The following is a 15,717-nucleotide window of genomic DNA, read 5'->3' as shown; positions in this document are numbered from 1 at the left end:
CATAAGGAGGCTGTATGAAAAAGTTATGGATATTGTGTCTTTCTTTCCTGTTTTCTAGCTTTGTATGCGCTCAAACAGTTTGGATTGTGCCGCTTAAAGGCGCGATAGGTCCAGCAACCAGTGATTATATTAGCCGTGAAATAGAACTTGCCCAAAACTCGGGGGTAAGCCTTGTCATTTTAAAAACGGACACACCCGGAGGGCTTGATAGCGCTATGCGTGACATCATTCGAGCCATCACCACATCTCATATCCCTGTTGCTACTTGGGTAGGACCTTCAGGTGCAAGAGCTGCCAGTGCTGGTACTTACATTTTATTGGCAAGTCATATAGCCGCAATGGCTGAAGCCACCAACTTAGGGGCGGCAACGCCCGTGCAACTCGGAGGTGTAAGCCCAACAAAACCGAACGACAGTGCGCCTACGGACTCCGATAATAAAGATACCGCCTCGCAAGATTCAACTGAAAATTCAGACAAAGTCCCTGCTAAAACTGCGATGGAAAAAAAAGTCATTAACGATGCGAAAGCGTATATAAAAGGGCTAGCCAAATTACATGGTCGAAACGCTGAGTGGGCAGAAAAAGCGGTGAGCGAAGCGGCAAGTCTTGACTCTACTGAAGCGCTCTCTCTGAATGTTATTGACTATATTGCCTCTTCGCCGGAAGAACTGGTGAGTTTAATTAATGGCAAAACCGTATCGCTCAACGATAGCCAAAAACTTCTTACATTCGACACCCCCATATTTGAACAACGGCACCCTGACTGGCGTGCAGAGATGCTTGCCGTCATCACCAACCCGAACGTCGCTTATATTTTAATGTTGATCGGTATTTACGGTCTATTACTTGAGTTCTACAACCCCGGCGTCGGCTTGCCAGGCGTATTGGGGGGCATCTGTCTGCTTCTTGCCATGTACGCTCTACAAATGATGCCTGTTAACTATGCAGGTCTAGCATTGTTATTGCTCGGAATCGGGTTAATGGTTGCAGAAGGCTTTAGCCCAAGCTTTGGCATATTAGGCCTTGGGGGCATTGTGGCATTCATTTTAGGTTCGATCTTTCTTATGGACAGTGACTTACCTAACTTTCAAATTGCACTGCCGTTGATTTTTGGTATCGCTGCGACCTCCGCACTGCTGATCATTTTAACCATTGGATTGCTGCTAAGAATACGCAAAAAAGGGGTCACTACTGGCGTCTCCACCATGCTGGGTAAAATAGCGACTGTCACTGACAATTTTATGCATGGGAAAGGACGAGTACAGCTCAATGGCACACTTTGGTCTGCCGTCAGTGAGAACGAAGAAGCACTCAATACGGGAGACAAGGTGGAAGTCATACAAATTCACGGCTTAACTTTAACGGTTAAGCGACAACGCGCTAATGACTAGGAGGCGCTTATGATGCTTTATACTATTGCGGTTGTAGTCGTTCTATTACTGGCTCTTGCGACCCAAGTTTTCAAAGTACTACGCGAGTATGAACGCGGCGTGGTTTTTTTCCTTGGGCGCTTTCAAGAAGTAAAAGGACCGGGTTTGATTATTTTGATTCCCTTTATTCAACAAATGGTTCGCGTTGATCTTAGAACCATCGTTTTAGATGTACCAACACAAGACTTAATCACCCGCGACAATGTTTCTGTGCGCGTCAATGCGGTGGTCTATTTTCGAGTGGTCGACCCTCAAATGGCCATCAACAACATAGAAAGTTACAACGACGCCACCAGTCAACTGGCGCAAACCACACTACGATCAGTACTGGGTCAGCACGAGCTTGATGAGTTGCTAGCAGAACGAGAAAGACTTAATAAAGACCTGCAAGCGATACTTGACCAGCAAACTGATGATTGGGGGATAAAAATCGCCACCGTCGAAGTGAAGCATGTTGACCTGAACGAAAGCATGGTTCGCGCCCTCGCAAGACAAGCAGAAGCAGAACGTAATCGCCGAGCGAAAGTCATTCACGCTACTGGGGAGTTAGAAGCATCAAGTAAACTAAAAGAAGCGGCAGAAATGCTCAATGAAGCACCCAACGCCCTTCAATTGCGTTACATGCAAACACTCACCGAAATCGCCAATGAGAAAACATCCACGATTGTCTTCCCTATGCCAATGAACTTAGTGGAAAGCCTATCAGAGTTAAGCAAAGTCAAACTCAGTGATGACAAATAACTCAAAAAATAAAGGTCTAAGCATGCTTAGACCTTTACCATTTAATATTGAACACTTCATTTTAGGAATGGTTAGTTGATCAGACGTACAACCAACGAGCCTGGTGCGCGAATTGATTCAATATTGTGGCTCAGTACTGTGCCTGCAACTGGTGCATAGTAACGCATTAACTCATCACCAAAACTGTCGTATTGAATCGCGACAAGTTGTTGCTTTTCAACTTTATCCATCATTGCAACTTGCGGAATGACAAAACCACCGATTTCAGCACGAATGCTGACGATGTCCTGCCCTTCTAAGCAAGGCTCAATCGCATCGACATCACCAGTCAATACTTGATGTCGTTTTAAAATATTCAAGATGCCGACCACAGTACGGTCAATCAGGTTTTGCTCGGTATAGCGCCCCATTCCAACTTCAATCGTAATGCTTGGAATACTATGACTGTTCCATACCGTCTCAAGAACACCGGCATCACCTGGATCATTCAAAATAGCATCTGGGTTTACCAAACGCGCCATCTCAAGCGCTTGCTCTAAACGAAAATCTGCAAACACATACAATGGGTAAACCGTACCAGATGTTTGTGTATGAAGATCAATCGCTAAATCTGCATTCGCTTTTAGCAAACCATTCCAAAGAGTATGAATAAATCGATTTGCTTCATTGCCATTTGCATCCCCCGGGAAAAAACGATTCAAATTGCATGGCGAAGCGTCAGGGTCAGCAGAGAAAAAGTCTCGGCTATGATTAAGCATACCGGTTAAATTGATCATAGGAACAATCGTCACTGTTCCCGCCAACTCTTTGTTGACCAACTCACGTGCCGTTTTTTGTGCCGCAAGCACCCCATTGTATTCATCACCATGAACACCAGCCGTGATGATGATTTTTTTACCCGGTTTCACGCCTTTAAATACGAGTACAGGCAAATGCTGCCACTGCGAAATTGCATTTGTTGCGATTTGGAACATAAATTTATGTTCGCCCGCAGGTAAGTCCGCTACATCCAATGATTGGATAACACGGTGACCTTGAAGTACGTCATCTAAGAATTGTGTCGCCATATAAATGGTTTCTCCAGAACAGTTGAGCAATCCCAATGGAAAGTAAAATAGAGAGCAATAAAAAATGGCGAGATTTTACTCTCGCCATCGTTTCAATAACGCTTGTCGGTTATGAGAAGCCCATCAACTGAGCAACAATCACCACAACACTTGAAATCGCGAACAACACCAACATGAAGCGCCAGCAGAATTTCGCCCAATCACCCCAATCGATACGGCACACACCCAGTGTCGCCATCAATGGTGCTGAAGTAGGTACGATTACGTTAGTAAAACCATCACCAAGCTGGAATGCTAACACGGCAACTTGACGGGTCACACCTGCAATATCAGACAATGGTGATAGTAGCGGCATAGTAAGCGCTGCTTGACCTGAACCTGATGTCACGAAGAAGTTGAATACCGATTGGAACACGTACATTAACCAAGCAGAAGCCACTGCAGGTAGACCACTCAACATACCACCGGCACCGTTAAGGATCGAGTTAAGTACACTAGGCTCTTCTGAAGAACCGCCACCAAGCAGTAGTAGTACGCCTTTCGCACAACCGACCAACAATGCTGGTGCTAGCATAATACTCGCACCTTCTTTGAATGCGCCAGCCGCATCATTTAGCGTCATGCCATTTAATCGGAAAAGTGTACCGATAATTGCTACCACAAAGCCCATTGTGAAGAACTGTGATGCAATTTCTGGAATGTACCAAGCGTGTGCAACTACACCCCAAACAACCCACGCTGTTGAAGCAATAACCGTCAAAATAACTAACGTATCACCTAGATTCCAACGAGATGCTGTTTCAGACAGCTCTTGTGAGCGGAAATGCGCGTCAGTACGGCGGCTGTAAGACAATTCTGGGTTTGCTTTGATTCGAGCAGCGTACGCCATAGTAAAGCCGATACCAAGCAGAGTGAATCCCGCCCATAGGCACATACGCACAGTCATACCAGAAAGGACTGGAACACCGGCAATACCTTGAGCAATCGCGACTGAGAATGGGTTCATCCAAGACGTTGCAAAACCAATCTGGGTTGCAATGTAAGTCACCATTACCGTTGTGATACCGTCGTAGCCAAGTCGAACCATAAGTGGTGCGATGATTATTGCAAAGGCTACCGCTTCTTCACCCATACCAAATACAGCACCACCGAGTGAAAACAGTAAGAACAATACCGGAATGAATAACGATTCATTGCCTTTTGTTTTATCGATCAAACGTAAAATACCGTTATCGATAGTGCCCGTGCGCATAACGACGCCGAACGCACCACCAATCACAAGCATAAACATAATTACGCCGATCGCACTGCCCCATTTAGAACCAGAAACAAGACCTTCAAACGGGAAGTTCATCAGTCCAATGCCGCCGCCTGACGCAAACAGACTAACAGTATTGTAAACGAGCTCGCCTTTGTCATCGGTTGCATAAGCAAATGAATTAGGGTCAATAACCGTACGTGTCTTTTCAGCACCATCGACCATGTATGTCACCTGCTGGCTATCAAAAGAACCTGCAGGGATTAAGTAAGTTAGAATCGCAGCAAAGATACCAACAATAAATATTAGGATCAGGGTATCTGGCATTTGCCAAGATTTCTTCGTTACAGCCGCATCCGTTGGCTGTGCATGTGTATGAGACATAACCATTTTAACACTAAGAATTAAGATGCGTGGAATATCGCAAAACACAGCATAAAAAGTCAATATAATAGTTAGTTTTAGACTATAAATTCACTACTGACGCATATGGTGGGCATAATTTAAACAGAAGCGTATAAATTAAGTTAATTAATCTGACGCAATATTAATCTGCATAACAATTTTCTTACGTTAATAATTCACAGCAAAATATATCAATATTACTGCGCCTTTAAGTACACCAAAAGTGCACCAATTTTCGATAATAATCAGTACAGTGAATCTTCGAAGTTTTGCAAAAAAAGACAGGCACCATCATAGGCACCTGTCTTCAATATATTTAGCGCGCTTTAACGATTTCAGCTAACAGACTTTTTTAACCACTAAATCACTGTCTTTTTTAACTGTTTGTTTGCAAAAAACTTTATGCAAAGCTCGGATAGACTGTTGATACTCACCGTCCGTCACCACAAATTGGACATTCACATTGCGCATCGATGAATGGACCGCAATTGGCGTTACTTCATCTTCCATTAAAGATAGTACCCCTTTGGTTAGGGTTTTATTTGTATCGATCTGCGACCCGATGACCGAAATCAATGCTACCATTCTTCCTTTAATAGAAGCATTAGGGTAACGTTTCTCGGCGCGATACAAGACTTTATTCAGTGCATCTTCACTACCGCCTAGATAATAGGTAATCGAGTTGGCGTTCATCTCCTTACCGATCAGATTAACTCGAGCTTCAGCGATAATTTGCATTAGGTCGTAGCTGACATTATCTACTTGTCCTACCATGGTTTGGTCAAACAAATGCAACGCAAATACCTTCTCTTTGCCTGCAATTATCTCAATCTTATCGGTTTCTGGGCTGTAATCTGATGAGATAAGTGTACCTTGATGTTCTGGCTCGAAGGTATTTTTGATCTGCAGCTCAATACCACTTTGTCTTAGACCTGCCGCCGCATTGGGATGAATCGCCTCCATACCTAAACTGGCTAGTTGATCCGCAACATCGTAATTAGTACGCCCAATTGGCAATACTTCATCTGTTCCCACAATTCGAGGGTCCGCAGAGCTTAAGTGGTACTCTTTATGAATAACCGCCAAATCTGCTTTCGTAATAGAGGCAATTCGGCTGAAGGTCATTTCGCTATAGCCTCTATCATAGGTTTTCATTAATCCATCTTTGGTATAGGCGTAACCCGTCACAATTGGCAGCTCTTGAGCAACATTAATATCAACGAACGCTTGTTCAATGGTTTCATCCAATGACAATGGCTGTTTTGAGTCCCAACCAGAGAGGTCAACAAACCTAGAATTAATGCCCATCGTTTTAAGCTTTAACGCCGTGTTGTAAGCACTGTGAACTTCACCGATGGAAGACAAAAACTCTCTGATCTGTGGCAAGTAATGACGCAGGGAGAACTGCCCATAACGGCACGTATCTAATATATTGCTAATGCAATTCTTTGCTTCTGCAATACGAGAGCGAATGTACTTATCAGCGCGCATACGGTTCATCGGATCAGCAAAAATATTCTCATTGACTAATAACATCTGCCTTTCAACTTGCGCCAATGCCTCACCCCATGTGTCATCGCGCTTCGCAATGAGCTGATACACACCTGGCTTATTGGTTTTCTTATTTTCAAGTAACACATCGGTCATACCGCCATAAGCGGATACTACGAAAACGCGATTATAAGGCTGTTTAGGTCGAAGGATGATGTTGTCTAGCACTGCATCAAATGCAGACATAGAAGTACCGCCGATTTTTTCTACGGTATAAGTCATGGAAATTCCTTGGTCGAAATGAGTTGCTGGTAGCTGAGCGCAGAAGAAGGCGGGACAAGCGCCCCACCTAAGCATGATTAATCAACAAGCGGGTAAACGCCGTTCTCATCATGGATTTCAGCGCCAGTAATCGGAGGGTTAAATACACACGCCATTACCATTGGCGTATCTTTGTAAGCGCGTAGATAATGCTCATCGTGCTTATCAAGGATATACAGCGTGCCAGGTTCAATTTGATAGGTTTTACCACCAATCACTTCAATCTCGCCAGTACCACTCATGCAATAAACTGATTCCAAATGATTTTGGTAATGGATATGCGTTTCGGTATTCTCGAAAATCGTAGTGATGTGGAAAGAAAAACCCATATTGTCGTCTTTCAACAACATGCGAACGCTTTCCCACGTTTCAGATGCTACACGTCGTTCACTATTACGACACTCTTCCAACGTTCTAACAATCATGCTACTTCCTTGTCCTAAGATGCTTTTTTGAAGTGTTTTTCTGCAATTTTTTCTACAGCTTGTTCAAATATCGTTAATCCTTGCTCCAGCTCAGATTCTGTGATGGTGAGCGGACAGAAGAACTTAACCACCTCATCATTAGGTCCTGCCGTCTCAATAATCATACCGTTGGCAAAACACGCCTTCGCGATATCACCCGCTAGCGCACCATTTTGGCACTCAATACCAATCATCATGCCTCGCCCTTTCAGCTTGACAAATAGTTGGGGAAAACGACTCACGCACTTATCAATTACGTTGGCTACCTTGTCCGAGCTATTTTGAATATGTTGCTCGAAATCATTGTTAGACCAATATATTTTCAATGCTGTTGCGGCTGTAATAAAGGCATGGTTGTTACCACGAAACGTGCCGTTATGCTCGCCAGGCTTCCAAATATCGAGTTCTGGTTTAAGTAAAACCACTGCCATTGGTAATCCGTATCCACCAATAGATTTTGAGAGGGTTACGATGTCAGGCGTGATGCCTGACGGTTCGAAACTGAAGAAGGTGCCAGTACGTCCACAACCCGCTTGTATATCATCCACTATCAGTAGAATATCGTGAGCTTTACAAATCTTACTTAGACGCTGTAACCATTGATTAGAAGCAACGTTTAACCCACCTTCACCCTGTACCGTTTCCAGCAAAACAGCAGCGGGTTTGTCCATTCCCGCAGAGTTGTCATCTAGCATGGTTTCAAACAGAGCCAAGCCATCAACGCCAGCATACCCCTCAAAAGGAAGACGCGTGATACCACTTAACGTTCCATCAGGAGCACCCTGACGATGATGCTGGTTACCTGTCGCGGCAAGTGCCCCTGCGGTACAACCATGAAAACCATTGGTAAAGGCGACAACGCTGCTTCGACCCTTGACCTTTCTCGCTAATTTAAGCGCAGCTTCAACCGCATTCGTGCCTGTAGGTCCAGTAAATTGTACTTTGTAGTTCAATTTTCGTGGCTCAAGGATGTACTGATTCAAAGCGCTTAAAAACGTCGCTTTTGCTTCAGAATGCATATCAAGACCATGGGTAATGCCATCCATCTCGATATATTCAAGCAATGCTCGCTTCAATACAGGGTTATTGTGTCCGTAATTTAAAGAACCCGCTCCAGCAAGGAAATCCAAGTAACGCTCACCATTATCAGTTTCTAGCCAGCAACCTTTTGCTTTTTGAAACACAACTGGAAAACTATTCGAGTACGAACGAACTTTAGATTCTTGCTTGTTAAAAATGTCCATAATAAGACCGTATATTTCCTATTTGATTTGGAGGTTATTTGGTGGGGATACGATAGAGATATTCAGTATCGTGCTTACCATTGAAATGCGCGTGTTGGTCTAAAAAAACATCAACGTCGCCTTGATTTCCTCTGGTCGCATCGAATTTTTCAAATAGCGCCCATGACGCTTTATTTGACTTAGTAATGGTGGTTTCTATCGCTTTAATATTCTGCAAATGGTCCCTGTCTAACAGAGCATTTAGCATGCGGTATGCAAGGCCTTGACCTCGGCAATGTGGAGATACGGCAACCTGCCATACAAATAGAACATCATCTTCATCGGGTTTTCTATAGGCTGAAATAAAACCACCAACCTTGCCGTTATGTTCTACCAATACGCACGTTGCGCTAAAGTGTGTTGCCTGAAGAAAGTTACAATACGATGAGTTGAGATCCAGTGGCGGGCATGCCGCAATCAAACTGAAAATACTGTCGCCATCGGTAACTTTGGGTTCACGAAAAATCAATTCTTTACTTAAGTTGGCTTCGGCATCCGGTGAAGCAACCCAAGGTTCAATCGTAATCATGTTAGAAACTTTCCTTAGAGTTCTAATCAAAATTCCATTTATTATGAGCATTTATCGTTACTGAAAATCAACGAATAGATTCAACCATCCCTATTAATGTGATCCAACTCGCAATAACACAAGTAATTTTAGTTAGAACTCTAACGTAAATTAAGTCTAAATCATCCAAACACGTTGTCAGTATTCGTCATTGAACACCACTTTGATGGCTTCGCCACAGAGTATGAGACAACACGCACAAATGATGTAATAACCTATCAAGCCGTAAAAATGTCCAGTTCAAGCCGTATTGATCACTATCGATCAAAGAGCTATTCGTTAGTTAAGCCACTTCTTTCTGCTATTTCTCGATACAATCATGTTGATTCAATTGCTTTGTGGGAACGCGCAAACTTCACCAAAAGGTAAGCGATGGTTCTGTATAAAACTCCAAACTTTCCACGCGTTGAAATTAAGTGACGTAGAGCACATTTCAACTTCAATTTTTTTGAATTGATATCACGAAATCCTGAAATTAATTTAATCTATACCTGCTATGAAAATAGATACATAGCTTGCTGTTTATTTATAAAATATAAATTAATTAATAAAATAAGAACCAGTTAGGTCAATTTTCATGAGTACAATAAAAACTCATTACAATAAACAAATAGATGTTTTGCATGACATCGCTTACCTATTAGGACGAGCGAAGTCCAATGATGAAATGTATAAAACGGCTGTTGAGCAATCAATAGTAAAACTAAACATCGATAGAATGGCTATATTCCTAATCACCGGGGAAAATTCAGTGCAAGGAACCTATGGCACTGACACCGAAGGCCATGTTGTCAATGAAAGTTACTTTAGGTCGACAATTACCGAGCACGCCTTTGCGTCGGAGATGATCAGTAATCGAACTTATATTGGCTTTCAGAAAAAGACCGCATTACTGCACAACTTTAGCAATGTTGGCATTGGTTGGAACGGTTACGTGACTCTTTGGGATGGCGCGGACCCAATAGGGTGGATTGCATGTGATAACCTACTGTCTGGCTCTCCTTTACAGCCATCACAAATTAACACTCTAAAAATGTTAGGGTTTATTATTTCTCAAAATATAGTTCGAGCGAAATATCAAGATCAATTAATCTTGGCAAATAATGAGTTGGAACTTAAAAATAGAGAACTAGAGTATTTAACGGCTCGTCTCGAGGAACTTGTCTTTATTGATCCATTAACACAAGTATTTAATAGAAGATCGCTTGAAAGGTATATGACCGAAGCATGGGATTTTGCTGCGCAAGAGAACAAGTCATTGTCCATATTAATGATTGATCTTGATAATTTTAAATCAATAAATGACAAACTAGGTCACTTAGAAGGCGATAATTGCTTAAAGGCAGTTGCTGAACTTTTAACGAATCTTATCAAAGAAGATCATTTCATCCTCGCTCGTTATGGTGGTGAAGAGTTTATATTCTCATTTGTCGGCATCTCTCGTGACAAGCTTAGTTACAATGCACAATTGATTCTCGATAATGTCAAAAAGCTCACTGCACATGAACCAAATGGTTTACCAGAACACCCTCTTACAGTAAGTATTGGTGGTGCATTTACCCTTGCCAATGACAACATCGGCTATATAGAACTTATCCAACATGCTGATAAAGCACTTTATGCCGCCAAATCGGAAGGCAAAGATCGCTTTTTTATGTCTGATTTTGCTCAGATGCACATTCACTAGACCAGTAACTAGGTCAACATACTCTTAAACGCTCTCAAGCGTCTCATAACACCATGTTCTACGAGTTGGTAATAACTTTGCTTGTTACAAAAGAAAAGCCCCTTCCAAATGGAAGGGGCTTCGACTTATTTCCCAAAAATGAGTAGATTTTTATAGCAGTTCTACTGACTGCTGAGCGATTACGAACTCTTCGTTGGTTGGAATAACTACAGCCACTGCACCTAACATGTCAGATTTTGCAATTACACCAGCGTTACCAAAGCGTGCGTCTTCGTTGCCCTTTTCATCTTCTACAAAACCTAGAAGTTTTAGGTTTTTCAGAATTTCACGACGAATCGGTAATGCATTCTCACCAATACCACCAGTAAAGATCACAGCGTCAAGGCTGCTTAATGGAATTAGGTAAGAACCAATGTATTTAGCGACACGGTAAGTGAACACTTCGAACGCCAGCTTAGCGCCTTCGTGACCCGTTTCCATCGCTTCAAGAACACCACGAGCGTCAGAAGTTAGACCGGATACACCTAGGAAACCAGACTTCTTGTTTAGTGCTTCAAATACTTGCTCTTGGCTCCAGCCTTTCTTCAATAGGAACTCAATGATACCTGGGTCAAGGTCACCACAACGTGTGCCCATCATTAGACCTGAAAGTGGAGTAAAGCCCATTGAAGTATCAACAGATTCACCATTTTCGATAGCACAAACTGATGCACCGTTACCTAGGTGAACAGAAATGAAACTACACTCTTCAACTGGCTTGTTAAGCATTTTTGCAGCTTCACGGCTTACGAAGTAGTGGCTAGTGCCGTGGAAACCGTAGCGACGAATACCGTATTGCGTGTATAGCTCGTTAGAGATCGCACCTGTGAATGCTTTTTGAGGCATTGTTTGGTGGAACGCAGTATCGAATACAGCGAACTGTGGCAAGCTTGGGAAAGCGACCATAGCTGCTTGAATGCCAATCGCACCAGCTGGGTTGTGGAGCGGAGCTAGATCAGAAAGGCTTTCGATTTCAGCTAATACTTTATCGTCGATACGAACAGTAGAAGTAAACTTCTCACCGCCGTGAACAATACGGTGACCGACAGCAACCAAATCAGAAGTGAACCCTAGAGATTCAATTAAGTCCACAATGCGGTTAATCGCATGTTGGTGATGATTGTCGGGAGCAGAGATCGCCTCTTCGGTTTTCTCACCATTGAACTTCCAGCTAATGACGGCTTCCGGTAATCCAAAGCACTCACCTAAACCGCTAACAATCGCGTCGCCAGTTAGCGAATCGATTACTGCAAATTTTAATGAAGAACTACCTGAGTTAATCACCAATACAAACGAATTAGACATGTGGTACGTATCCTGTTTCATACTTATTATCGAAGCTTTCGCTCCATTGTGTATTAAGTTTAATTATTCAAATTTTTTTTGAATCTTTCAACTTTGTTTTAATTTTTAGACCAAGAGAAACGTTTGTTTGTTGATCTAGAGCAATATTCGATTTTTTTCGCAGTGGGAAATTAATCAAAATGGTAGGTCTATCAAGATAATGAACTATATAAATTTGCCTACAGCCTATTCTACCCCACTTCAGCCCAGAGCACGTACAACAATGCATAGAATAAATTCACAGTCATTCTTGTCGACCAGATCACACATTTAAATCTGTTCCCAAATGACCACTCACTGCCTAAATTTCATTCCATTCCAAAATATTTTAATGATTTCACTGAGTAACAGGGGCAAAAATAGGTAAATGCCCCTAGACGCGTTAAACTAGCGATAGCACGACTAAGAGGCTCAAACATGAATATTGGTGAAGTTGCAACATTAACTGGCTTATCAAGCAAATCTATCCGACTGTACGAAGATAAGGGCATTATCACCCCTCCTCATCGCAGCGATTCTGGTTACCGCGAATACACAAGCCAGCATTTGCAGGAATTGAACCTTATCTCTCGAGCAAAAAATGCAGGGTTTTCACTTGCGGAATGCAAAGAATTTGTTCAACTCGCACAAAATCCGGCGAGAAAAAGCAGTGAAGTTAAGGCTAGAGCAGAAGAAAAACTGAAAGAAGTTGAAGTGAAAATAAAGCAATTGCGTGAGATCGAGCGCCAACTTCAACAATGGGTTAGCGCATGCCCAGGCAACTCGGACAGTAAATGCCCAATTATCGAAGACCTGACGAAGTGACACAAGGCGTAATTGGAACAACGACCAATATTAATAAGTTCGGTAGAATCCAGAAAAATTCAGTGTCTATGACAATTTTCGAACAAAGCTTCTCTGTTTCTGCGAATAGGAAACGCATAGTGACAGGGAAGCTTGTAGACCCTTAGTAATAGGTACACATACGTTTGCCATCTCTTTCTATGATATTAAATGGCGTTTCATAAATACTTTCTAAAACATCAGCTTGAATTACAGACTCCACATCCCCTTGAACCACGATCTGACCTTTTTTTAGTGCGATGATCTTATCGGAATAGCACGCCGCAAAATTGATGTCATGAATGACCACGACCACTGCTTTGTTCATTTCTCGCGCTAGTCGCCCCACATTGCGCATGATTTGCAAAGAGTGCTTGATATCGAGATTATTCAATGGCTCATCCAAAAAGACATAATCGGTGTCTTGCGCAATAACCATGGCAATAAACGCCAATTGACGTTGACCACCACTGAGCTCATCGAGATACTTATGCTGAATTGCCACGAGATCAAGATACTCAATCGCCTGATTTATAATAATTTGGTCTTGTTCTGTTAGTTTACCTTGGCTGTAGGGAAAGCGACCAAAAGAAATCATTTCACGCACCGTAAAGCGCATGGTGATTGAGTTTGCTTGGCGCAGTACCGCAAGGCGTTTCGCCAACTCTTTACTATCCCACTCAGCAATCTCTTTACAGTCGATAAAGACTTGCCCTTCGTCTTTACCGACTAAGCGGCTCGCCATCGACAATAAGGTACTTTTCCCCGCACCATTAGGACCAATAATCGATGTCACTTTGCCTTTTTCAAACTCGGCACTCGCCTTTTTGACGACTGCAGACTGGCCAAAATATTTGGTTAGGTTTTCTAACTTAATCATAATGATCCTAAACGATTTTATTTCTCAGCAGCATTGATAAGAAGTAAATGCCGCCAATAAAATTGATAACGACACTTAACGTCGTCGAGAAGCCAAACAGATTTTCTACTACCCACTGCCCAGCAAGCAACGAGCTTACCGACAGCAATGAAACACCCAGTAACAGAACTCTATGCTGGTAGCTACGCAGCATTTCGCGGGTAAGGTTGGTAACCAACAGACCAAAAAACATTATCGGGCCAACTAATGCGGTTGAAATCGCTACCAGACAAGCCGATAGCACCAACACTTGCATGGTGACCTTTTTCACATCAATGCCAAGACTTGTTGCGTTGTCTTTATCAAGCCAGAAAACATCCAAAACACGATTTAATCTAAACAAAAGCGCACTGATAACAAGCAACAAGGGAGCACATACGTAGACGAGTTCGACTTTTATATTGTTAAAGCTGGCAAACATGCTTTCTTGTAGCGCTGCGAAATCATTCGGATCCATCAGCATGGTTAGAAAGGATGAAATACTGCCAAATAACTGACCTAATATGACCCCAAGTAGCAACAACACCATTAAGTTTTGCTTACTACTCTTAAAGTAAAAGCTGAACAGCAACATCGAAAACGCCAGCATGACGGCGACTGAGACTGAAAAATTCAAATAGTCATTAAGCACGTAACTGCTCATGCTACCGAACAACACAACCACTAACGTCTGGGTAAACATATACAAGGCATCGAAACCCATGATACTTGGTGTCAAAATACGATTATTGGTAATGGTTTGGAACACCAAAGCCGATTGACCAATCGCGACGCCAGCCAATATCATTGCTAGCACTTTTGGCACTCTGCGGGACAAGAAGTATTGATAATTATCGGCGTTTAAACCAATACCGATAAACAATCCGGCAAATAACAAAGCGATGACCAAGAGAGCCGCAAGTTTACTTCTATCCTGCATGTTTTTGACCTCGCAGGATGAAGAACACGAACACACTGCCACCTAACATACTGATAATCATTGAAATTGGGATCTCATATGGGAATATGATCACACGCCCAACAAGGTCACAGCACAACACAACCAAGGCACCCAATATGGCGGTAAGTGGGATATTTCGGCGTAAATTGTCACCATAAAACTGACTGACAAGGTTAGGAACTATCAACCCAAGAAATGGAAGTTGACCAACAATCATCACCACACTGGCGGCCATAATTGAAACTAGCATCACCCCAACTACCAGTACGTGTTGGTAGTTCAAACCCAGATTGATTGCAAAGTCTCTACCTAGCCCGACCGCAGAGATTCGCGTCGCGTATAAGTAGCTAAAAATCGCAATAGGAATGGCGATATAGAGCAGTTCATAGTCACCTTGCAGTAAGTTTGCAAAGTTCGCTACCGTCCATCCTGAGAGGTTTTGTAGCGCATCATACTTATAGGCAATAAACGTCGCGAGTGAATCGACCACATTGCCGAAAATGATGCCAATTAACGGTACAAAAATAGCGTTCTTAAACTGAACACGATTAATAAACTGCACAAATAACAACGTACCTAGAACGGATACTAAAAAGATTAACCAGATTTGCTGTGTGCCAAAGAAGACAAGGCTCAATATATAACCCAGCATTGCACACTCAATCGTGCCCGATGTAGAAGGTGCGGCAAAGCGGTTTTGACTGATTTGCTGCATGATTAAGCCCGCAATACTTAACCCTGCACCCGAAAGTAATACCGCGACTAGCCTCGGAATACGACTAGTGAACAACAAATGCCAGCTCGCAGCATCTCCCGCAAGCAAAGTCAACGGACTTAGCTTACTAACCCCAACAAATAATGAACCAATACTGAGTAAAATCAGTATCGGAAGTAACTTCTTCACAGCATGCCTCTAACGCAAAAAAGCCCAAACAAAA

The 15,717-nt window shown here is 42.7% G+C and carries 14 protein-coding genes; 4 read left to right on the top strand and 10 right to left on the bottom strand.

The features are described 5' to 3' along the window. Nucleotides 1-14: 14 nt before the first annotated feature. Together H2O73_RS15785 and H2O73_RS15780 are read left to right on the top strand one after the other, a co-directional pair. A complete protein-coding gene (locus H2O73_RS15785) occupies nt 15-1,391 on the top strand; it encodes an NfeD family protein (protein WP_182109868.1) in 1,377 nt (458 codons plus the stop codon). A gap of 9 nt (nt 1,392-1,400) precedes the next feature. Then, nucleotides 1,401-2,171 (top strand): slipin family protein, encoded by a 771-nt coding sequence (locus tag H2O73_RS15780; protein WP_182109866.1) that lies wholly within the window; start codon nt 1,401-1,403, stop codon nt 2,169-2,171. A 71-nt stretch (nt 2,172-2,242) separates the two neighbouring features. Here H2O73_RS15780 and H2O73_RS15775 read toward each other — a convergent pair whose 3' ends face one another. The 6 genes from H2O73_RS15775 to ectA form a co-directional block, all read right to left on the bottom strand. Then, the gene (locus tag H2O73_RS15775; protein ID WP_182109864.1) at nt 2,243-3,238 is read right to left on the bottom strand and encodes a succinylglutamate desuccinylase/aspartoacylase family protein; all 996 of its coding nucleotides are present in this window, start codon (nt 3,236-3,238) and stop codon (nt 2,243-2,245) included. 109 nt (nt 3,239-3,347) lie between these two features. Continuing rightward, a complete protein-coding gene (gene yfcC / locus H2O73_RS15770) occupies nt 3,348-4,880 on the bottom strand; it encodes a putative basic amino acid antiporter YfcC (protein ID WP_182109862.1) in 1,533 nt (510 codons plus the stop codon). A 360-nt stretch (nt 4,881-5,240) separates the two neighbouring features. Then, nucleotides 5,241-6,674, bottom strand: coding sequence for an aspartate kinase (locus H2O73_RS15765; RefSeq protein WP_182109860.1), 1,434 nt, complete (start codon nt 6,672-6,674; stop codon nt 5,241-5,243). Between the two features lie 77 nt (nt 6,675-6,751). Next, complete coding sequence (locus tag H2O73_RS15760) at nt 6,752-7,138, bottom strand: ectoine synthase (protein WP_182109858.1); 387 nt, start codon at nt 7,136-7,138, stop codon at nt 6,752-6,754. 14 nt (nt 7,139-7,152) lie between these two features. Then, nucleotides 7,153-8,421, bottom strand: a complete 1,269-nt coding sequence (gene ectB / locus H2O73_RS15755; RefSeq protein WP_182109856.1) for a diaminobutyrate--2-oxoglutarate transaminase — start codon at nt 8,419-8,421, stop codon at nt 7,153-7,155. A 34-nt stretch (nt 8,422-8,455) separates the two neighbouring features. After that, nucleotides 8,456-8,989, bottom strand: coding sequence for a diaminobutyrate acetyltransferase (gene ectA / locus H2O73_RS15750; RefSeq protein ID WP_182109854.1), 534 nt, complete (start codon nt 8,987-8,989; stop codon nt 8,456-8,458). Between the two features lie 616 nt (nt 8,990-9,605). Here ectA and H2O73_RS15745 point away from each other — a divergent pair. Further along, nucleotides 9,606-10,715 (top strand): GGDEF domain-containing protein, encoded by a 1,110-nt coding sequence (locus tag H2O73_RS15745; RefSeq protein WP_182109852.1) that lies wholly within the window; start codon nt 9,606-9,608, stop codon nt 10,713-10,715. A 150-nt stretch (nt 10,716-10,865) separates the two neighbouring features. On the opposite strand, the gene H2O73_RS15740 is transcribed toward H2O73_RS15745, so the two are convergent. Next, nucleotides 10,866-12,059, bottom strand: coding sequence for an acetate/propionate family kinase (locus tag H2O73_RS15740; protein WP_182109850.1), 1,194 nt, complete (start codon nt 12,057-12,059; stop codon nt 10,866-10,868). A gap of 456 nt (nt 12,060-12,515) precedes the next feature. Here H2O73_RS15740 and cueR point away from each other — a divergent pair, with 456 nt between their 5' ends. Continuing rightward, nucleotides 12,516-12,902 carry a Cu(I)-responsive transcriptional regulator gene (gene cueR / locus H2O73_RS15735; protein WP_182109848.1) on the top strand — a complete coding sequence of 129 codons (387 nt, stop codon included), beginning with the start codon at nt 12,516-12,518 and terminating at the stop codon, nt 12,900-12,902. A 142-nt stretch (nt 12,903-13,044) separates the two neighbouring features. Here the strand turns inward: cueR and vctC are convergent, their stop codons facing one another. Genes vctC through vctD form a run of 3 tightly spaced genes read right to left on the bottom strand, consistent with a single transcriptional unit; the run spans nt 13,045 to nt 15,683 of the window. Beyond that, nucleotides 13,045-13,800 carry an iron chelate ABC transporter ATP-binding protein VctC gene (vctC, locus tag H2O73_RS15730; protein ID WP_182109846.1) on the bottom strand — a complete coding sequence of 252 codons (756 nt, stop codon included), beginning with the start codon at nt 13,798-13,800 and terminating at the stop codon, nt 13,045-13,047. Between the two features lie 7 nt (nt 13,801-13,807). Beyond that, entirely contained in the window at nt 13,808-14,758 is a 951-nt protein-coding gene (gene vctG / locus H2O73_RS15725) for an iron chelate uptake ABC transporter permease subunit VctG (protein ID WP_182109844.1), read from the bottom strand. Then, entirely contained in the window at nt 14,748-15,683 is a 936-nt protein-coding gene (gene vctD / locus H2O73_RS15720) for an iron chelate uptake ABC transporter permease subunit VctD (RefSeq protein ID WP_182109842.1), read from the bottom strand. Before vctD ends, vctG begins: the two co-directional genes overlap by 11 nt. Between the last annotated feature and the right edge of the window lie 34 nt (nt 15,684-15,717).

It is taken from the genome of Vibrio marinisediminis, from assembly GCF_014050145.1.
GTDB lineage: Bacteria > Pseudomonadota > Gammaproteobacteria > Enterobacterales > Vibrionaceae > Vibrio > Vibrio marinisediminis.
This window is presented reverse-complemented; position numbering and strand designations above follow the sequence as displayed.